The 19867-nt window shown below is 46.7% G+C and carries 20 protein-coding genes and 1 pseudogene; 7 read left to right on the top strand and 14 right to left on the bottom strand.

What is annotated here, in order from left to right; all coding sequences use genetic code 11:
• The first annotated feature begins 211 nt into the window (after positions 1-211).
• Positions 212-463 (top strand): TIGR02450 family Trp-rich protein, encoded by a 252-nt coding sequence (locus QUB08_RS28795; protein WP_242725377.1) that lies wholly within the window; start codon positions 212-214, stop codon positions 461-463.
• Positions 464-694: 231 nt separating this feature from the next.
• Here the strand turns inward: QUB08_RS28795 and QUB08_RS28790 are convergent.
• From QUB08_RS28790 to QUB08_RS28765, 6 genes and pseudogenes are all read right to left on the bottom strand, one after another.
• A pseudogene (locus QUB08_RS28790) lies at positions 695-784 on the bottom strand (IS5/IS1182 family transposase); the annotation flags it as partial.
• Between the two features lie 5 nt (positions 785-789).
• Entirely contained in the window at positions 790-1902 is a 1113-nt protein-coding gene (locus QUB08_RS28785; protein ID WP_333229299.1) for a M24 family metallopeptidase, read from the bottom strand.
• 29 nt (positions 1903-1931) lie between these two features.
• On the bottom strand, positions 1932-3017 hold the full coding sequence (gene galT / locus QUB08_RS28780; protein WP_333229297.1) for a galactose-1-phosphate uridylyltransferase: 1086 nt from the start codon (positions 3015-3017) through the stop codon (positions 1932-1934).
• Between the two features lie 224 nt (positions 3018-3241).
• Positions 3242-4921 (bottom strand): AarF/ABC1/UbiB kinase family protein, encoded by a 1680-nt coding sequence (locus tag QUB08_RS28775; protein ID WP_333229305.1) that lies wholly within the window; start codon positions 4919-4921, stop codon positions 3242-3244.
• A 443-nt stretch (positions 4922-5364) separates the two neighbouring features.
• The gene (locus QUB08_RS28770) at positions 5365-7587 is read right to left on the bottom strand and encodes an ATP-binding protein (protein ID WP_333229303.1); all 2223 of its coding nucleotides are present in this window, start codon (positions 7585-7587) and stop codon (positions 5365-5367) included.
• 512 nt (positions 7588-8099) lie between these two features.
• A complete protein-coding gene (locus QUB08_RS28765) occupies positions 8100-8978 on the bottom strand; it encodes a hypothetical protein (RefSeq protein WP_333229295.1) in 879 nt (292 codons plus the stop codon).
• 178 nt (positions 8979-9156) lie between these two features.
• On the opposite strand from QUB08_RS28765, the gene QUB08_RS28760 reads away from it, so the two are divergent.
• Positions 9157-9705: a LeuD/DmdB family oxidoreductase small subunit gene (locus tag QUB08_RS28760; protein ID WP_333042404.1), complete on the top strand. Its 549-nt coding sequence runs from the start codon at positions 9157-9159 to the stop codon at positions 9703-9705.
• 97 nt (positions 9706-9802) lie between these two features.
• Here QUB08_RS28760 and QUB08_RS28755 read toward each other — a convergent pair whose 3' ends face one another.
• Together QUB08_RS28755 and QUB08_RS28750 are read right to left on the bottom strand one after the other, a co-directional pair.
• Positions 9803-10225 (bottom strand): NUDIX hydrolase, encoded by a 423-nt coding sequence (locus tag QUB08_RS28755; RefSeq protein WP_333157567.1) that lies wholly within the window; start codon positions 10223-10225, stop codon positions 9803-9805.
• 497 nt (positions 10226-10722) lie between these two features.
• A complete protein-coding gene (locus tag QUB08_RS28750; RefSeq protein ID WP_333229293.1) occupies positions 10723-11148 on the bottom strand; it encodes a DNA-binding protein in 426 nt (141 codons plus the stop codon).
• 151 nt (positions 11149-11299) lie between these two features.
• Between QUB08_RS28750 and folD the strand changes: the two genes are divergently transcribed.
• Complete coding sequence (gene folD, locus QUB08_RS28745) at positions 11300-12178, top strand: bifunctional methylenetetrahydrofolate dehydrogenase/methenyltetrahydrofolate cyclohydrolase FolD (RefSeq protein WP_333229291.1); 879 nt, start codon at positions 11300-11302, stop codon at positions 12176-12178.
• A gap of 73 nt (positions 12179-12251) precedes the next feature.
• Positions 12252-13004: a calcium-binding protein gene (locus QUB08_RS28740; RefSeq protein WP_333229289.1), complete on the top strand. Its 753-nt coding sequence runs from the start codon at positions 12252-12254 to the stop codon at positions 13002-13004.
• 256 nt (positions 13005-13260) lie between these two features.
• Here the strand turns inward: QUB08_RS28740 and QUB08_RS28735 are convergent, their stop codons facing one another.
• Both QUB08_RS28735 and QUB08_RS28730 read right to left on the bottom strand, forming a co-directional pair.
• Positions 13261-14061 carry a methyltransferase domain-containing protein gene (locus tag QUB08_RS28735; RefSeq protein WP_333229301.1) on the bottom strand — a complete coding sequence of 267 codons (801 nt, stop codon included), beginning with the start codon at positions 14059-14061 and terminating at the stop codon, positions 13261-13263.
• Between the two features lie 62 nt (positions 14062-14123).
• On the bottom strand, positions 14124-14612 hold the full coding sequence (locus QUB08_RS28730; protein WP_333229288.1) for a GNAT family N-acetyltransferase: 489 nt from the start codon (positions 14610-14612) through the stop codon (positions 14124-14126).
• Between the two features lie 111 nt (positions 14613-14723).
• Here QUB08_RS28730 and QUB08_RS28725 point away from each other — a divergent pair, with 111 nt between their 5' ends.
• The 3 genes from QUB08_RS28725 to QUB08_RS28715 all read left to right on the top strand — a co-directional run bounded on the left by QUB08_RS28725 (position 14724) and on the right by QUB08_RS28715 (position 17201).
• A complete protein-coding gene (locus tag QUB08_RS28725; RefSeq protein WP_333229286.1) occupies positions 14724-15611 on the top strand; it encodes a LysR family transcriptional regulator in 888 nt (295 codons plus the stop codon).
• 190 nt (positions 15612-15801) lie between these two features.
• Positions 15802-16728 carry a geranylgeranyl diphosphate synthase CrtE gene (gene crtE / locus QUB08_RS28720; protein ID WP_333057663.1) on the top strand — a complete coding sequence of 309 codons (927 nt, stop codon included), beginning with the start codon at positions 15802-15804 and terminating at the stop codon, positions 16726-16728.
• Between the two features lie 14 nt (positions 16729-16742).
• Positions 16743-17201: a divergent PAP2 family protein gene (locus QUB08_RS28715; protein WP_332953040.1), complete on the top strand. Its 459-nt coding sequence runs from the start codon at positions 16743-16745 to the stop codon at positions 17199-17201.
• Positions 17202-17254: 53 nt separating this feature from the next.
• Here QUB08_RS28715 and QUB08_RS28710 read toward each other — a convergent pair whose 3' ends face one another.
• From QUB08_RS28710 to QUB08_RS28695, 4 genes are all read right to left on the bottom strand, one after another.
• Positions 17255-17758 carry a YbjN domain-containing protein gene (locus QUB08_RS28710; RefSeq protein ID WP_333229283.1) on the bottom strand — a complete coding sequence of 168 codons (504 nt, stop codon included), beginning with the start codon at positions 17756-17758 and terminating at the stop codon, positions 17255-17257.
• Between the two features lie 176 nt (positions 17759-17934).
• Positions 17935-18840, bottom strand: a complete 906-nt coding sequence (locus QUB08_RS28705; protein WP_333229281.1) for a ferritin-like domain-containing protein — start codon at positions 18838-18840, stop codon at positions 17935-17937.
• A gap of 310 nt (positions 18841-19150) precedes the next feature.
• Positions 19151-19384: a hypothetical protein gene (locus QUB08_RS28700; RefSeq protein WP_333229279.1), complete on the bottom strand. Its 234-nt coding sequence runs from the start codon at positions 19382-19384 to the stop codon at positions 19151-19153.
• Positions 19381-19662, bottom strand: coding sequence for a hypothetical protein (locus QUB08_RS28695; RefSeq protein WP_333229278.1), 282 nt, complete (start codon positions 19660-19662; stop codon positions 19381-19383). The genes QUB08_RS28700 and QUB08_RS28695 overlap by 4 nt, the downstream gene beginning before the upstream one ends.
• Positions 19663-19867: the final 205 nt, after the last annotated feature.

Below are 19867 nucleotides of genomic sequence, written 5' to 3'. Positions count from 1 at the left end.
CACAACTGCTGATGTCAGATTTTTTGTTTCCTAACCCTTTTAGTATAACTGGGGTTATATTTAATTGCAAGCCCCTAGTGCCTTTCTTTGCCTACCCTGGCCTCATGGGGGCAACCACGGGGGGTTTGCCCCTACAAGAATGACACAAAGGATTTAGGATGGCTATATTACAATTCACTTGCTTTCTAATATATTTTTCCACAAAAATACTGTGAGCAAAAAACAAAAATTTCCTTATTTAGTGGGTTCCCGATGGACTTCACACCAAAAAACTTGGGGGTGGCGACACTTTCAAGTGGTCAACCGAAAAAACGAAGGTAAATGGGTATTTGCAGAAATGGTGGCGGCTTGCGATCCAAATGTGCGTTTTTGGCTGAACGCCGCACAGCTCAAAGACCGATCGCTGTGGCAAGCTGGATGGCAGTCTACGCAAGAATTAGAGGAACTAGAAACTGCCGACTAAAAGACAGGGCTCTGGGGTAGAGTGAGGGGAACTTCCGCCGCCTGCTGCTATCGTTCCGATCCAAACCAATAGGGAGTGAGACTTTCCCGGTTTTGAAAAATATTTTACCAAGACATTGGTGGGAAAAATCATAAGTATGTAACAAAACATTAAGTAGGGCGATCGCAACTCAATTTAATGCGTTTTGTAGGGTAGTTTCCTTTTTTTCTCTAGGGCGTGTCCTAAATTAAGCTAAATGACAGAACCTGCCAGATAAATTGCACCTAAAAAGTTTGCAGCGCGTTTGTCGTAGCGCGTTGCGATCGCTCGGTACTGCTTGAGATTGACTAAGGTCGATCGTCCCATATTTCCAGCGGCACAGGGCGCAACCTTCCCGCTACTTCAACACTCGGCCAATTCGGATCAAAAGTCAAATTTTCCAACCTTCCATCGCTGTGAATTAAAAACGTATCCTCAATTTTTGCTCCCGACAAACTCGGATTCCAAGCCACAGCCATATTTTCTGCCAAAATATCTGAAGTAGCCGGATTCGCCACAATTTCCCGCGCCAAATATCCGGTAGTTCCGCCTTGATGGTGTTCCGCAATTGCGTGAGGATATCCGTGTTCTTCGTAAGCAGTTTTAAGGGTATCATAAACCGCATTCAGCGTTACTCCCGGTCGGCAAAAATTTAGCGCCGCTGCTTCAATTTCTCTGACTTGTCGGTGCAACTCTGAATGCTTTTCCCCAAGAAAATCGAAACAGACAAATCTAGTTAAATTTGCATACAAACCCCATCCCCTGGCGCAAAATACTAACATTGCTTGTCGTCCAATTTGTTCGGCGGTTGCTGTGGCGTGGCGGTACAGCGGCAAACGCCTTTCTCCAGCAACTAAGGTAAGTGCTGGATGCAAACCTCTCGCCCACAAAGCCTCTGCACCGGCTCCCGCTAGCTGATATTCTGTCCATGTTGGTTTTGCTGCGGAAAGTACCTCTGTCATCGCTTCGCTGGCTAGACGCCCGACTCGCCGGTATCGATCTAATTCGCTTGACATCATTGTCTGTTTGCGGGATTGTAAAGATGCGATTATTGGCATTTCTTGGGAAGTTGGCCGATCGCTCATGACGTTACCGCCACCAGTAATTTCTTTAACAAAAGCTTCGCGCTGTGCAACATCAGCCCAAGGATAGATGTGCATTTGAAAGTTGGCTGGCAATTCTTCATCTTGCAAGCGTTGAGCTTCGATTTCATCGGTGAGAACCCAAGCTGTTTCGGCGGTGATTAAAAGTTCTGCCACTCCGGTTTCTGCGGTTAGCAATACTGTATGGGAACCGCCGGCTGTGGCCCAGGCAAACCAGTCAGTGCCTCGCAAGCGAAGGGCGATCGCTTTTGTTTCGGTTAAGGCTTTGCGGATGAATTCGAGTTTTATATCGACTTCTTTGTTGAATGAGTTTATCATAGATTGACCCAAAATCTTAAATCTAAAATCTAAAATAGGTTGACGGATACGGCTTGCAATTCTTTAGCTTTTTCTTCGGGTAAAGCGTCGTTGGCAAACATTCCGGCGGCGAGTTCGGTTCCTGCTAGGTATTTTAGCCGATCGCTCGATCGATATGGCGGATAAAATTGGGCGTGCAAATGCGCTTCTGGATGGGGTTTCCCGTCTGTGGGCCCTTGAAACCAAGCCATCAAATAAGGGAAGGGGCGATGCCACAAACCGTCGTATTTGAGGGTGACTGTTTTTAAGGCTTTAGCCAGTGATTGACGCTGTTTTTCCGTCAAATCGACAAATGTAGCAGCGGGGGCGATCGGGGCAATCCACACTTCGTAAGGGTAGCGGGCACAAGCGGGGACAAAGGCGATCGCCTCTTCGTCTAAATAAATAATTCGCTGTTTGTCGGAAATCTCTTTTTGAATCAAATCTTGCAGCAAACCACTACTGTTTTTTTGATAGTAAACCGATTGACATTCTAACATCCGTGCCGGCACCGGTGGCACGAACGGATAAGCGTAAATTTGACCGTGGGGATGGTGCAAAGTTACTCCGACTTCGACGCCGCGATTTTCAAAGGGCAAGACGTATTGAATTTCGGGATTGCTGCCAATAACTGAAGTGCGATCGGCCCATACTTCTAACAACAATTCCAAGTGAGATAACTCCAAAGAACCCAAGGAAGCCAGCGGATCTTGAGTAAAAACAACGACTTCGCAAATGCCTTTAGCTGGCAAAGTTTCGACAATATTTGCAGGTGCGTTTTTTGCTTGCAAAGTCAGCGAGGGAAAGCGGTTGTCAAACACTGCTACATCGTAATTTCCCGGCGGCAATTCTGTCGGAAACTTAGGGTTAATTGTAGCTGCCAGCGGGTTGTATTCCGGCGGTGGCATGAAAGTTCTTCCCTGACGGTGGCTGGCGTATGCTACCCATTCCCCCCGCAAAGGATGCCAGCGAAAGTGCGGGTTTGCTTGTACGGGTTCATTGCTGGGACTCACGGCCGCGATACCTTCTGGGATTGGGTAGCGGCTGTACAGTGTGAGTGGGCGGCCGTCTGGTTTTAGCAATGTTTGGGCGTACATTTTTTGTAGGGGCGGGCGATCGGGTTTAATATATGTTAGGAGTATAACTTCGTGCTTTGAGAATCCGCCCCTACCTAAAGTCGCAAATTATGTTAACAAGTTTAGTTTGCAGTACCAAGGTCAGCCGATCGTCTGCTATTGTAGAACGGGCCGGAGAACTCGGATCTGGATTCAATTTAAATGCGTAGCAGCTTACGAACGCAATTCCCAATTACCCAGTATATTTATCGATCAACCATTCGATCGAGCTTTTCCTTAACCAACAAGTCTAACAACGATCGCAACACAAACAAGCCACCGAATCCCGAAACAGCAAAAGCTGCGATCGCCCCCGTTTGATATCCGCCCACTAGCAGCACTGCACCCGACAAAAAGACAAAACCAGTCAAACAAGCGAAAATTAGAGTTTTCAGGGCTAAATTAATGCGTTTCAAGGCTCTTTCGCTCTCTAGATTTCGCACTCTAATTTGCAGTTCGCCCTCTTCAATTCGCTGCTCCAAACGCTTGAGAAAAACTTGCGATTTGCTCGGCTGCCGTAACTTATATGTAATAAAACTTCGCGCTTGCCTTGCCAATTCTCCGATCGCATTTCCCCGCCCCTTGCTGACAGCAATACTCTTGACAAAAGGCTGAGCAGATGCTAGGAAATTGTAGTCAGGGTCGAGAGTTCTAGCAATGCCGTCGAGAGTCGTTACCGACTTGACAATAAACATCATTTCTGCTGGCAAGCGAAACGGTTGCTGCTCGAACATGATGTAAAGTTCGTTCTTAATTTCATTAAAAGCTTGAAAGTCGATCGGCTTATCAATAAACTTATCCAACAGAAAAGCAATCAACCTGCGTACCGGCATCATGTCCGGCATCGGCTCAACTAAGCCGATCGTAATTAAAGTATTGAGTACCTCGTCAGTATCCTTTCTCATCACAGCAAAAAAAGTCTTGACCATTTGGTCTTTAGCCAGAGACTTCACCTCAGCCATCATCCCAAAATCGTAAAAAATCAAGCTACCATCTTCTGTCACCGCCAAATTTCCAGGATGGGGGTCAGCTTGAAAAAAACCGTCAATTAACAACTGTTTCAAATAACAGCAAATTCCTAGTTGATTGAGCTTCGCAATATCTACTCCAATCGCCTCTAAACTAATGCGGTCGTCCACCTTAATGCCTGGTGCGTATTCTAGAGTCAGCACTTTTTTAGTAGTGTATTGCCAATATACTTTCGGGACAATAACCTGAGGATATTCTCGAAAATTATGGCTAAAGCGATCGGAATTTTTACCTTCTTGCACGTAGTCAATTTCTTGATATAAAATCTTAAAAAACTCGTGATAAATAGATTCCAGGCCGTACTTGCGCGTCCCAGGCAAATAGCGATCGCAAAAACGCATCACTTGGCGCACCGCCTTCACATCCAAATCAAATAAACTTTCCAAACCCGGGCGCTGCACCTTTACAATCACATCTTCCCCGGTGTGCAGCCTTGCTTTGTGCACCTGTCCCAGACTCGCAGCAGCAATTGGCGACTGATCAAAATCGCGGTACAAAGCATAAATATCCTTGCCTAACTCTGATTCTACAAGAGCGATCGCCTCTTCGGAACTAAACTGAGGAACCCGATCTTGCAACTGTTCGAGTTCCTTCACATACTCAAGCGGCAGCAAATCCGCCCGAGTCGAGAGAGACTGGCCGATTTTAATAAAAGTCGGGCCTAAATTCAGCAAAGTATTCACCAACCAATGAGCGCGAATTCTTCTAGTTTGAGGCGAATTATTTTGTAGCAGTGCGTCCCACCACAAAAAAAACATAAACTTTCCCGCCGCTGCAAAAATGTCTATTTGCCGTGCCAGTGGCGAATATTTAGAACGTTGCCAACGCAGGGTTTTAGGTGCAGCTTTTGTGAGCATAATATTGGCGATCGACTTCCATGCACCGTGACAATTTTTAGGGGACAATCCAGGACGCACAAACCCGCTTGTACGAAAAGACGGGTTGCAGGCCTTTGAAACAGTTAAAAAACTCAGTTTCTTTGGTCTATACTGCCTAATATCATCTCCGGCTATACAATTATAATTAAGTTCCTAGTCAGTAATGCAAGTCCTGATTAATTGATAAATAGAGGACAGTCGTACTCACTACAAACACGCGCTAATTACAGGCTAATAACCCGACATAATATAAGTCCTGGGGAAAATCAGCAATCGAGAATAGGCAATTTAGACGGGCAACCAGACCAACAATTCAAAACAGAGGACTTGGTAGCGTTTACAACATTTCCAAATCTTCCTCTTCTGGCAAGTCTTCTAGTTTCGCCTGTTCGCTGCCAATTCCCAGCAGCTTCTCAACCGAACTATTCTTCTACATTACAGAGTTCCGCTGCAAATTGTGGCAGAGTCAGAGTAAAAGATGTGCGCCACAAATGGTCAGCTTCTGAACTTTCGGCCGGACAGCTAGATACATCAATAGTACCATTCAAGTGCTGCACTAAAGACTTTACCAGAGCCAGACCCAAACCCGTACCGGCGATAGCTTGGTCAGTAATGCCAGTGCCACGGCGGAACTTGTCAAAGATGTGGGGCAAATCAGCCGCAGAAATGCCGGGCCCGAAATTAGAAATGCTCAGGACAATATAGCCTGCTGCCTCAGACGCCTCCAAAACTACCGCCGTTCCAGAAGCAGAGTATTTTCCAGCATTCGTCAGCAGTTCCAGCAGTACCCGATTGAGAATGTCCGGGTCAGTTTCCCAGCAAGGGGTCAACTTGGGCAAATGCACCTTCAGAGTCAATTGCTTATCCGCCCACTGTTTTTCAAAATCCCTAACTAAATCTTGAAATAAACGGTTGAGATCGATTTTGATTAGAGAAATCGGGACTTGCTGAGGCTCAAACTGCTTGAGGGCCAGCAAATCGTTAACCAGAGCAGTTTCCTTAGAACACTGCTGTTCTAGAATGTCGAGATACTTAGTCCGACTCGCTGACGGCAGTTCAGCTTGTTTGAGCATCAGAATCGCCAGTTTCATGATTGTTAAAGGGGTACGCAACTCGTGACTCAGAGTGCTGAGAAACTCGTCTTTAACCAGCTTCAATTTCCGCATTTGCTCTAGCTGATTGGCAGATTGTTCGTACAGTTTCCCCTGCACGTCGAGACTTTGCTGTAACTGAGAGGTTCTGTCTAAAACTACGGTTTGCAATTCCTTAAGCGTTTGAGTTTGGATAATCATCTTGCTGGCTTGAGCGCTGACTGATTCGAGAACTTCTAATTCTTCCGGGCTCCAACTGCGCGGCTTCGAGTGCTGCAAAACCAAGAAACCCAAAACTGTTTCCTGCCCGCTACCGCCCGTGAGGGGAACCAGCAGCAAGCCACTAATGCCTTGGAGTTTCAAAATTTCTGTGGCTGCTTCTTGTTCTTTGCCGATTAATGCGCCTGCGTCAGCCAGGGCTAGGGGTTTGGGTGCGCTGTGGAATGCTTGGTGGCACAAATTAGATTCTGACAGCCAAAAAGCGGGAGAGTTATTGGGTTTTGAGTTGGGGATTTTGGATTGGGAATTAGCAGTTTTATCCTTGTTCTTTGTTTTGGATGTTGAGCTTTTTTTTCCGGCAACGCTTTGTGCTATTGGCTGTTTGTTGGGAGCTTTTTTGACAACTGATTCGCCAACTAATTCGACTTTCGCTTTGGGAGTTTGATTGGGGGAGCGAGTTGTAAATAGAGGATCTGTATATTTCAATAGGAGGATTTGGCCTCTATCTACTTCCAGGGTATCGACGGTATTTTCAATAACTTGCTGCAATATTCGATCGACTTCTGAATTTGTGTCGATCGATGCAGCAACTGACCTGAGTAGATTTTTGTATTTAGCTTGTCGCTGTAACTGTTCGTTTAAGCTGGCAATTTCTTGAGTTTTTTGAAGGTAAGAAATCGCGCTGCCGATCGCGTCTGATGCGGATTCAAGGCGCTGCCGATCGGCTACCGACCACTCGTGAGGTTGCGACTTACCAACAATCATCATGCCATTTACAGCCCCTCCAAATCGCGCAGGCCCTGCCAAAATTGCCCGAAAAGGCAGCGCAGTCACAGGGGCATTGGACGATGAAGTTGCCGGAATATCAAGATAGTCGGATATCGTCACTATCTCGCCGTCTGCTAGGACATTTGCCCAAACGGGATGTTCGAGTGATATGCTAGGCGGTTTTAATCTGGTGGTTTGGGGGTGTTCCGGTGTTTCAGTGGAATCGGCAACACCGGCCACATAGGGAAAATCACTGCTATTTTGCCAGTAAGCATTCGGATGTACTACTTTCTGGTCAACCACAGCAGCAACCAAACAGAAATCTGCCCCCCATGCAACCCCCAAAGTATTTGTTATTTGCAGGAGGATTTCTCGATCAAAGCTGGTCGCGAGAATTTGGCAAATTTGTCGCCCAAGAAGGGCAGGATCGACCTGGTACTGCATAAGACGATCCAGAAATTTTTGGATTGATACTGGTTCTGGGACTTGCGGTAAATGCAAAGTGCAAGACTCTGACGGCGATCGGTCGATCGAAGTAAACTCTTGACTTCCCTGGCGATCGATCATGGCAACCAAGCCTTTATTCTAAGATGTTTGAGCCGGCTCGCGCTGCAAATATAGAACCTCTCCATAACCGTCGGCTTGACCGTTATGAGCCTGCTTTCTGTGTTTGTGCAGTCGGTCGGCGGGTCCCTCGATATGTAAAAATATACCCAGATCTGACCGAGTTCTATTTTCCTGTTTTCTACCCTTCGATCTGTACGGGATGAACTTTACCATCCTTTACCGGATGATGATCAATCCCATTACCGCTAATTTTGACGGTTATTAGTAGTATGAAGCTTTTCTAGAGACCGCTTAGTGACACCCATCTCCTCACCCTGTGATGTTTCCTCTTTAAGTTTGTGATCTTAACAAATTTTATTTTGATACAAATCCGCCGATCGAGTAACGCCGATCGCAAAAATTCAAAATCCCCAAATTATGACTCATAACGCCGGCTGAGAGTTTCCGAGTTTTTACTCAACAACTCATTTTTCACAACACCTAGAGCAGCGCGGCGAACTCTCTTGTTAAATTTATTTATTTTGTGCTTCCTGTTGGGCTTTATCGCTATTTTCGCGGTAAAGTGCCGTCCGGTTCTGAGCCGTTGTGTAGCGGGGATGCTTGGAAGGCACAGCGGCCATCAAATCGGAAGCTTGCTGCCACTTAGCAGCTACGACTAACCAATCCTGGCGAGATTGAGCGGTTTTGCCCTCGCTGGCTGCTTGTTCGGCTACTCGCACTGCTTGGGCAAAAGAGTCAACAGCAGAATTAACAGTCTCCTTAGAAATTTTCAAAGCAGGTTTTGCCTCCGAGGGAGGGGCACTGGCAACTGCTTGGGTGCTGGCTTGGGTGCTGTTTGGCACTTGGGAATTAAGTCCTTTGTGAATGGCGGCCGCTGCAGCGAGCAACAGCACGGTCAAGCTGATGCCGCCGACGATACCGCGCTGAAATTGTCGCGGTTGCTGCATCGATCGAGGTATAGCCATTCTCGGCAAAGCCCGCTTGGCTGCGAGAGATTGGCGTTCGTGATGGTTGCTCAGAGCTAAACGCTTGAACAAATTCGGCTTTCGGAGTTTAATTTCTTGAGACCACAACAGTTGATTTTCGGGATCGCGGCTAATTTCTTCCAGCCACAGCAGTTGGTGTTCTCGGACAAGCCGGCTGTTGATGTTGACTCGGCGAATATTGTGGGGCGAAATGCGTTCCAAAATTTCTCGGACTCGATCGACCAAACTAGACTCTTCGAGCAGTTGGGGCGTTGCAGCTTCGCACAGCAGTTGCAGCACCCCGTCTGCAAACACGGCTCGGGCCCTCACCCCTACCTGTGCCAGTTCGTCATTAAGGATTTGAATAATCGATGCAACCGAGCCCTCGCGAGCTTGTCGAGCAATGTCATCTATTGGATTTGCCATAAAACTATCTTGACGCTTAGCAATCTGTTAATTGTTAACCCAAAGTCTCGGATCTAATTTTTACTCATACAGGTTATCACTGACACTGCCAGGTTAAAATGAACAGATGCAAATCTTGCATACCGATCCACTTAAAATTATCACCACAGCATCAAGCGAGGCTAACAGGAAATAAACTATGGGTAAAGTAATTAGCGGTCAAATTTTTGTTGTAGACGACAACATCGATACAGATCAAATTATCCCGGCCGAATACCTGACCCTGGTTCCCTCGAAGCCGGATGAGTACGAGAAACTAGGCAGTTACGCGATGATTGGGTTACCCGATCGCTACGGTAAGTTTATCGAATCCGGTGAACAGAAAACCCGGTATCCGATTATCATAGCGGGCGAAAATTTTGGCTGCGGTTCTTCGCGGGAGCACGCTCCTATCGCTCTGGGGGCTGCAGGCGTCACAGCAGTGGTGGCTTTGTCTTACGCACGCATTTTCTTTCGCAATTGCTCGGCTACTGGGGAATTGTACCCGATCGAATCAGTCGAGCGGCTCTGCGACTTGTTTGTAACCGGCCAAGAAGTGACGATCGACTTTACAGCAGAGGTAATTGTTAACCACACTCTCGATCGAACTTTCTCGCTCAAACCTTTAGGAGAAGTAGGGCCAGTAATAGATGCCGGAGGGTTGTTTGACTACGCGCGCCAAACGGGAATGATTGCGGCTCGCTCTTAACTGTTAAACCCCCTGCAATGTAGGGTGCACGACCGGGCGCACCTTACGAATATCTCCCTGCTCAAACCTCTCCCATGTAGGGTGCGCGGAAATTTTTTCAAATCGACTCAATAAAATTCAATAAAATACGCTGGTGAGGAATGCCAAAAGGTCGCACATCTCCTGACTGCTCAGAAAAGCATTTTCCCGCCCGAATCTGCTGGGGTGTCAACAACTTCATATCCCAACCCTCAAGCAAAACTAAATCCTTGACATCAGCACTAAGTTGTGCATGAAAAACGTGGCGAACGACATCTTTTTCGACATCACAACAGAAAAAAGAAACACTTGCAGGAGCATAGCCAATTTCCTCTGATAATTCCCGCAATACAGCCACTTGGGCAGTTTCTCCCGGTTCCAAGTGTCCACCAAACAAAGCCCAATGTCCGGGATACCTGATATGAGGAATATCGTCTCGCAACTGACAGAGAAACTTGCCATCTTGGTACAGAATCGCGATCGCAACGTGAATTTTAGTCATTTGTTAAAAAGAAGAAAGAAGAAAGAAGAAAGAAGGAAGAAGGAATAAATTGCTGTAGGGCCGGGTTCACCAACATCTGTAAAACCCACCAAAAATCTAGGTAAACCCGCCTCGACCCTAATATTATGGTTAATGAACTTTGAGGATAAATAAACAGATCCAAATCGCCCAAGCGCAACTAGAAACCTTTGATTTTTATGAAATAGAATTACTTAGTGAAATAAATTATAGAGGTTCTCAAGCGTGGTGAAGTATGGGGGCTTTGTCCTATGCCCTATGTCCACGGAGGCCTATGCCCTATGCCCTATGCCCTATGCCCTGTGCCCTATGACCACCTCATGTTACTGAGAAAGGCTATAAGCTGTGTTGCATCTAGATTGCCTATGGTATTAGAGAGGGAGAGGGGGAGAAGAGGAGAGGGGGAGAGGATTTGACGATTTTTGATGGGACTCGAAATATACAATTTAAATGCACAACAGCTTAGCATCTTCCTATTTTTATTTAGTTGCCGCTGGAGTGCGCTTTAATTGTTCCATTTCCTCAACATAAACTTCACCTAAATCTTTTCCGGCCAATTCCTTCAGAGTAATACTCTTGTAGCGGACTTCTCCCTTCAGCAACACTTCATCGCCAAGCTGGGGCAAATCTTGCTTGGTTAAAATCCAAATACTGCCCGTACCATCCTCAAGTTGATAAGCCGCATTCCCTACAAACGGAGCGCGATTTTCTACCTTTCCCCGGAGATAAACTTCAGCATCCACTTGCCGCTTTTGTTGAACGTCGCCAATGCTAGCCACATTAAAACCAAGATTAAGTTGAGACAGAGGTAAATTGCCACAACTGAAAAAACCGCTGGCGAGGATTAGCGATAAAGAGCCGGTGCAGAATCTTTGAACCCAAACTTGCTTAATTGCAGTAGTCATTGGTCAACTGATTTGAGATTTGAGATGTGAGATACGACTTACTTTAACAGAATCCAAAGAATCGATCGCAAGTAAGAAATTTCTCTAGTGTAGTCCTTGACGGGGATTAAGCTAAAATCTAAAATCGTCAGCCCCTAACCCAGAGTCTACAATGGATGCCAAAACTGCTCAAATACTAGATGGCAAAGCTTTAGCGACAAAGATTCAAAGCGAGCTGAGCGATCGAGTCCGCGCCCTACAACCCCAAAAGGGGCGTCCTCCGGGACTTGCGGTGCTGATGGTAGGGGACAACCCAGCTAGTGCAGCCTATGTTCGCAATAAAGAGCGAGCCTGCGCTAAAGTTGGCATAGCTTCCTTCGGCCAGCATTACCCCGCAAACGCTACTCAAGCCGAACTAGAACTTGCAATTCGTACACTCAACGAGGACGATCGAGTAGACGGCATTTTAGTTCAATTACCGCTACCAGAACACTTAGATGCAATTTCGCTGCTGTATCAAATTGCTCCCGACAAAGATGCTGACGGACTTCACCCTGTAAATTTAGGCCGTCTCGTGCGCGGGGAGCAAGGTTTGCGGAGTTGTACCCCCGCCGGAGTGATGCGGTTATTGCAGGAATACCAGATTGATTTGAAAGGAAAAAATGCCGTTGTTTTGGGCCGAAGTATTTTGGTGGGTAAACCGATGGCGCTGATGCTATTAGAAGCTGATTGTACTGTTACTGTAGCTCATTCGCGATCGCAAAACCTAGAATCGATTACCAATCAAGCCGATATTCTAATAGCCGCCGTCGGCCGCACAGAAATGATTACAGCTAATATGGTCAAACCTGGATCAGTAGTAATTGATGTCGGTATTAACCGCGTCGTCAATCCAGACGGTACGAGTCGTTTGGCCGGAGATGTTGATTTTAATGCTGTTAAAACAGTAGCCGCATTTATCACGCCGGTGCCGGGAGGAATCGGGCCGATGACTGTTGCTATGCTGTTGGAAAATACCGTTTCGAGTTATATTGAATACGGTTCTAATTGAATTATGACCCACTTGTGAGCCAGTATTGGCTCAAGTAGGGTTAGTAATCTACCAACAGACAAAGATTTTAACTATGGCTTTAAAACCGGATGCGTCAGGGACATTGCGCTTAATTGGCGACAACACCTCGGAATTGATTCAACTTTCTCTTGGAGAGCTAACAAACTTCCCTTTAGGAGCTTGGGCGCTCGATGGCGACGATACAGTAGATGGCTCAGAGGCTAGCGAGTTAATCCTGGGAAATGAAGGGGAAGATTTTCTCGCAGGTTTTGCAGGCAACGATTCTTTATTTGGGGGAAAAGGAAGAGATGCCCTGGATGGAGTTGATGGAAATGACTGCCTCAGTGGTGGTCTAGATGCTGATTTCCTTAGTGGAGGGGGTGGCGATGATATTTTATTTGGGGGTAGAGGCAATGATTTTTTATCCGGCGGAGGGGGGGATAGCACTCTGGTTGGCGGCTTGGGCAGAGACTACTTAATGTGTGTTGACAATAATTTATGCGTTCTGGGAATAGATCCTGCCACTACAGATATCAATTCTAGTGATGCGATCGTATTTTTTGATCCTGATGGGGATCGCATTGGATTAGCGAGTGGCTTAACGGTGAATGATATAGTGTTGGAGCCGGTAGAGAATGTGAGCTTCACATATAGGTTCGATCTGCCGCCAGCTTTACAACCAGTGCTCCCAAATCTGGTCAGCATTAGCGAACTTGCTTCAGGAACTCTAATCAGAGTCAGGAATTCTAACGCGATTTTAGGTTTTGTACAGTATGTAACCCCTAATGAACTACAAAGCAGCATTGTTTCCGTTCAGGGTTTCTAAGTTCAGGACACTCACTGGTGGACTGACAAACTTATCATTTTGTTAGCCACAAATTAACTCCTGATATTTACAGGACTTACGCAGAAACGCTAGTAGTAGGGTGCGTATTTCGCACCTTACTACTATGGGTTGTGTAAAATTTGACTATGCAGCGTAAGTCTTGTAAAATTGTTTACTCTTTGAGTCCCCTTGGAGTGGGCGAAAGTTGGTGTAGTAACGATTTCAAGATCCGATCGCAATTACTAATCACTATGATTTACCGTGAGGAATTTTTGACAGCAACAACGCGAATTCTCCGGTAATCTGCAATCCAATTACCATCGCGGTAAAGCGCCGATCGCAAACGTTCTTCAACTGCGTTAATTACCTGCGATCGCACATCATCAGACAAACCCGACAAAAACCCCCCAGCAAACATCTCAATCCAATTTACCATACCCGCACTGCCACCTTCTAGGGGAGTTGGGCGATCGAACAAAACCGCATAACTAACCTCAAATCCCTGCTTTTCCAGAAGCCCAGCATACTCGCCAATACTCGGAAAATACCAAGGATTAAGCGCTTCAGGCTCCTGGCAGCCAATTTCTGACAAAACACTCAAAAGTGCCCGGACGATCGCCCCCACGTTCCCCTTACCGCCAAACTCAGCCACAAAACGCCCTCCCGGCTTCAGCGCTTTTGCCACACAATCGATCGCAGCATCCGGCTGTTTAATCCAGTGCAAAACCGCATTAGAAAACACAGCATCTAACGGCTCTTCAACTTGAAAAATCCTCGCATCTGCGGCAGAGAAGTTAATGTGAGGATAGTTAACTTTTGCCGTGGAAATCATCGACAAAGATGAATCAATACCTTGCACAAAAGCACCACTTTGAGCAATCTTTTCAGTTAACTGTCCCGTACCGCAGCCCAAATCCAGAATTTGTTCACCAGCCTTCGGAGCGAGTAACTCCAAAAGCGATTCGCCGTACTGCCAAACAAAAGCATGATTTTTCTCATAAAGAGCTGTATTCCAAGAATTTTGTGCCATGATAATTACCCTAAATCTGTCTTCTATTTCTCTGTGTTCTCTGTGTTCTCTGCGGTTAACAAAAAACCTTCTTCACAAAACCAATCCAATTATTTGTTAGCGAGTTGGGCGATCGCACTTCCATCAATACGGCAAACCCTAATATTTTCCAAAATCCGCGCTCCCTGCTTTTCATAAAAAGCAATTCCCGGCGCATTGCCAGTATTAACAGTCCATTCAATCCGCCCGCAATTTGTGGACTCAGCAATTTTTGCCAAATACTTTAACAGCGCTGTCCCGACTCCCATACCGCGCATAGGAGCTTGCACAAATAAATCATCAAGCCAAAGACACGGCTGCGTCAATAAACTTGAATAGGAGGAATTAAAAAGAGCAAATCCTACCGCTTTTCCCGCAACTTCAGCCAACAAAACCCGCACTAGCGGAGGCTGGCAAAACAACGTTTGCTGCAATTTATCTGCTGTTGCTCTCAACTGGTTTTTAGATCCATCGAACTCGCTTTTTTGTGAAATAAAATCCACAATTAATTCCAAATCTTCCAGCTCTGCTTCTCTAATTTTGATATCCAAATTAGCCATTGTTTAATTTTCAATCTCGCCTATTAATCACTGTATTAAATGCCATCATAAATGTCCAATATATGTTTAACTAACAACTTATACTTTTAAAATATAAATGATTGGGGAGCTATGGAACTTCGGCATTTGCGTTATTTCATTGCAGTTGCAGAGGAACTGAATTTCACTCGCGCAGCGGAAAAACTGCATATTGCCCAACCTCCGCTGAGCCAACAAATCCAGCATTTAGAGGCAGAGTTGGGGTTTCAACTGTTTCGCCGCACCAAGCGGACGGTGCATTTAACGGCTGCGGGACAGGTTTTTTTCGAGGAAGCCGGGAAAATTCTGCAGCAAGTCGATCGAGCAATTCAACTCGGCAGACAAACCAGTCGGGGCGAACTAGGCCAACTGACGATCGGCTTTGTGAGTTCTGCAGCACACAACGTGGTTCCAGCGATTTTGCAGGCCTTTCGCACTCGGTGTCCCGCCGTCAAACTGGAACTGCACGAACTGACAACAAATGAACAGTTGCAGCGGCTGCGGTTCGGGCAAATTGATATCGGCTTCGTGCGTCCTCCGGTTGAGGAAGATGGGATAAATTCTGAAATCGTTTTTCGAGAACCGCTGATAGTGGCACTGCCAGAAACGCATCCGGCGGCCGATCGCACGCATCTTAAATTACGCGAACTTTCCACGGAACCATTCATTTTATTTCCGCGTTCCCAGGCTCCGGGATTGTACGATGCGATCGTCAGTCTTTGTCAGCAAGCCGGTTTTAGCCCGATCGCGGCTCAAGAAGCAATTCAAATGCAAACCATTGTCAGTCTGGTAGCCGCCGAGATGGGAGTGGCGATCGTCCCGGCGTCGATGCAAAATTTCCAGCGCAGCGGGGTTGTTTACAAAGCGTTACCAGAATCAACCTGCATTGTGGCGATCGCTCTAATTTGGCGCAGCGATCCAACGGCGGCCGTACAGCGGTTTTTGGAAGTCGCCAGACAAATCAGCGGATTTCATATTTGAGATTGTAAATTTTAGATTGACTGGCAATTTGACAAAGTTATCAAAACTCAAAGATTTTCTGTGCAACAAGACCCGTAGAATGATTAATTGATGCTCGGAGTTCGAGCAACTACTGCCGTAAAAGTCGGCACGATGCGACCCCAACGGCTCACAATATCCCACATAACTATTCAGAACAAGAGAGCAAGGGATGGTATTGGCAACAGAAATGGGTTCGTCCCAACCGGAATCCTCTTTCGATTTATCTACTTATCTAGTCAAGCGAAAAGAGGCGATCGAGGTAGCTCTCGACAGTGCACTGCCGGTCATCTACCCAGAAAAAATTTACGAAGCAATGCGCTACTCGCTGCTAGCGGGGGGCAAGCGCCTGCGTCCGATCCTGTGTCTCGCTAGCTGCGAACTGGCCGGCGGCACTACCTCTATGGCAATTCCGACAGCTTGCGCTTTGGAAATGATCCACACCATGTCGCTGATCCACGACGATTTGCCGGCAATGGACAATGACGACTACCGGCGGGGCAAACTGACGAACCACAAAGTCTACGGCGAGGATATTGCCATTTTGGCTGGTGATGGTTTGCTAACCTATGCTTTTGAATTTATCGCCACTAAAACTGAGAACGTACCCCCCCAGCAGGTGTTGCAGACGATCGCCCATTTGGCGCGGGCATCGGGTGCTGCTGGACTCGTAGGTGGTCAGGTGGTTGATTTGGAATCGGAAGGAAAGACAGATGTTTCTCTGGAAACTTTGAATTACATTCACGCTCACAAAACAGGCGCGCTGTTAGAGGCCTGCGTAGTTTGTGGGGCAATTCTGGCTGGGGCTTCGGCTGCGGATTTGCAGCGGCTGTCTCGTTTCGCTCAAAATATTGGGCTGGCTTTCCAGATTATTGACGACATTCTGGATATTACTGCTACCCAAGAAGAACTGGGCAAAACTGCTGGCAAAGATGTTCAAGCAGGAAAAGTCACTTATCCGAGTTTGTGGGGAATTGAGGAGTCTCGGCGCCAAGCTTCGCAGCTTGTTGCTGATGCTAAGGCTCAATTGGCAGTGTTTGGGAGTAAAGCTCTACCGCTGCTGGCGATCGCCGATTATATTACCAGCCGCAGTAACTAGAAATACTAAACACTATGCAGGAAATTTGCAGCGGCATTTTAAACAATCATGTACTCGTGGTTGCTTTGATCGCTTGTCTGGCGGCTCAGATCATGAAGTTGCCGATCGAGTTGGTCAAAAACCGCAAGTTTAATCTTCGGTATTTGGTAACAACGGGGGGAATGCCCAGCGCTCACTCGTCTTTTGTGGGCGCTTTGGCTGCTGGAGTGGGACAAACGATGGGATGGGAAAGTCCAGACTTTGCGATCGCTGCGATCTTTGCAATTATTGTCATGTACGACGCAGCAGGCGTCCGCCAAGCAGCAGGCAAGCAAGCTCGCATCCTCAACCAAATTATTGATGAGTTTTTTGAGGAAGATCACAACCTTAATGAGGCTCGCCTCAAAGAGTTGCTGGGACACACTCCTTTTCAAGTGCTTGTCGGTTTGGGGCTGGGAATCACTATTGCTTGGATCGCAGGGCCTGCATATTAGTTAACTGTTAACTGTTGACTGTTGACTGTTGACTGTTAACTGTTAACTAATGACTACTGACCGAATTCTGCTTGCAGCAGGTCATCGTTGTCATCGGCGATAGTGGCGACAATAGTAATAACCCGGGAAATTTCCCCGGTCGAGATTTCCGCCATCGTCCGAGTCGATACTACCGCAACTTGATTGTCAACAATAGCAAAATGAGATTCCAAAGTAGACAGCCAATTCATTTCTAGGATTTTCCGCATTAATTGAGCTTCATTCTTCGCTGGCAACTGCAGTACAAAAGCCCAAACCGTCAAAGTATCATCTTCGGTTTCGCCCGTGAGTTGCACGAACACTTCAACACTGCCGTACTTAAACTTCCAAAGATGTCCGCCAGCTTCACTTTGACCGACCATCACTTTTTGGTCTACAGCCATGCTGGCGATGACAGTTTCAATTTCTTCTGCATAGGTGACGGCTGTGGCTTTTTCGACCTGCTCGGAGGCGATCACGCTTTCACTCGATAGGCTTTCTGCGGAAGCTGTTTGTATGTTCGGCTCGCTGGTAGTCATAATTATATTTAGATGGAAAACTATTCCAATAATCAGTTTACTGGCTAAAGCTTAAAATTATGATTTTAAATAACTGGTTCCGAGGCTATGCCAAGGAACCAGTATATCTCGCTTGTTTGCGGAGGCAGACGCAAGTTTGACTGGCAAAGCGGTTTCAAGCAGGTGCGCGATCGTTTTTAAGCCTTGGGCTTAGTCGCCGCCGCCTTCTTCTCAATGTTATTCAAGCCGTTGAGGAACATCGGCACCAATTTCTCCACAAATGCCTGGGGGTCGCGGTTCCAGGCGCGCTGAGCTACATCGACTCTGGTCATTTGCAGATCCGGGGCCAGGAGGGTTCTGGGCAAGCGTTCCATCAGGTATTGCGGGCGTTCCCACATCGGCATGGTGTTGGCAATATCCACGAGGCGGGTGACGCGACGGAGTTCGGCCCCCAGCATGATATCCATTCCCGATTCAAATGCTGCTTGTTCGATCGCCACATACTTGCGCTTTGCCTGTTCCACCTTCTGCCGGTGTTCCGGGCTTTTGGCAGCTATGGAGCCGAGCCAGCGGTTGCCCCAGCGGACGTGACCAGCTTCTTCGGGAAAAATCTTTTCGATGGTTTCGCGGATTTTGACGTTTTCGTCGGTTTGGGGAGCCTGTTTGAGGGCGTGGATGTGGGCTGAGAAATACTCGCAGCCCCGCTTCTCGGTGACGTTAATCGCAGCGAGGGAAGAAATTACAAAGTCTTCGCGGTTTTTGGTAGGGTCTTGTTGTTCGCTGTCATACAACCTTTCAAATTCGTCAATGTAGGAGACTCCCGGCGGCGTTCCCACATTGTGGCCGAGGTCTACCAGCAAGTCGGTGAGCCACATAGCGTGTCGCGCTTCGTCGGAAATGTGCCGGGAAAGGTCGCGCACGAGTTCGGCTGGTTCCCCGTTTAGCTGTTCGATCAAGTCCGTGAGGTCTTTGCAACTGCGCTGTTCGCTGTAGCGGTAGCGGTTGAGGGTGATCAGGTGAATTTCGCGATCGCGCACTACATTAGCTAAAATTTCGCGCGCTCCCATTGCGTTGCGAAGCTTGCGGGGATAGGCAACAGTCATGCTTTTATGTTGTTTTGTAAAGATACTTGTATAAGTGTAACGCACTTTTTTCGACAACCAATTACCTCCCAAGGCAGAAAGTTATTGTTTAGCACGGAGATTCAATTTTATACAGACAATTTTTTTACTAGCTCAACCAATGACAATAGTTTTGAGTTGCGAGTCATACCATTTTAGATTTTAGATTGTAGATTTTAGATTAAAAATGACTGATGACTATCAGGGTTTGGAGCTTTTCTACAGTTACGTTATTTTTTTAAACTGCTATCACGCAAGGGTTGCGCGGAGCACACAAAGCAACCTCATACACTCAAAACTTGTCAGGTTCCGTCGAGTCTGAAGCCTCAACACTAGCAGACTCTTGTTGAAATTTTCGCGCTTCTTCTACTTCTAATCTAGCCAGAGTTGTCGCCACATCGGCTAACTGTAAAGCCAGATTCATCCGACAAATCGGGTTTTTTTCCCTCCAGAGGTCTTTTGCCAAGAAATGTACTCGATAGCGAAACATTTTAATTGAATTTGGCGGAGTAACTTTCACAGTCATAGTCTTTCTTCGGTTGAAGTTTGAATGCCCAGCAGCACCCGTTCTAGCTCCAAGTAAACAAATGTCAGCATGATTACTTTATCTTCATCGGTGATTGTAACACTACAGGTTGCCGATCGAGGTTCAACGCCTTCGTGCCTGACAACTATAGTATATTTTCCCAGATTCAGGTTATCAAAATTCACATCGGCCTCAAACAGGTCAACTGTCTCCTCGGCCAGCACTCGTCCCTCCCGAGTCAGTAAAGTGACAAAGGCAATGCCGTCAACTGAAGTCATAGCATTATTACTCTGATTGCGGATCATCACAAAAATATCGGACATCGTTTGGTCATTGTTAATTGCTAATTGCTAATTTAGAATGAGTGCAGCACCTCACAAACAAAGGAGCATAAATACGGTGAATCCGGCTCTCCTGAACTTATGGTTATAAGTTTATCTAATCAGAAAAGCAAGCTAATACGCGATTCCTAAAATTATTAAA

This window comes from Microcoleus sp. BR0-C5, from assembly GCF_036705045.1.
Taxonomy (GTDB): domain Bacteria; phylum Cyanobacteriota; class Cyanobacteriia; order Cyanobacteriales; family Microcoleaceae; genus Microcoleus.
The sequence above is the reverse complement of the archived record's forward strand: the minus strand, read 5'-3'. Positions and strand labels throughout refer to the sequence as shown.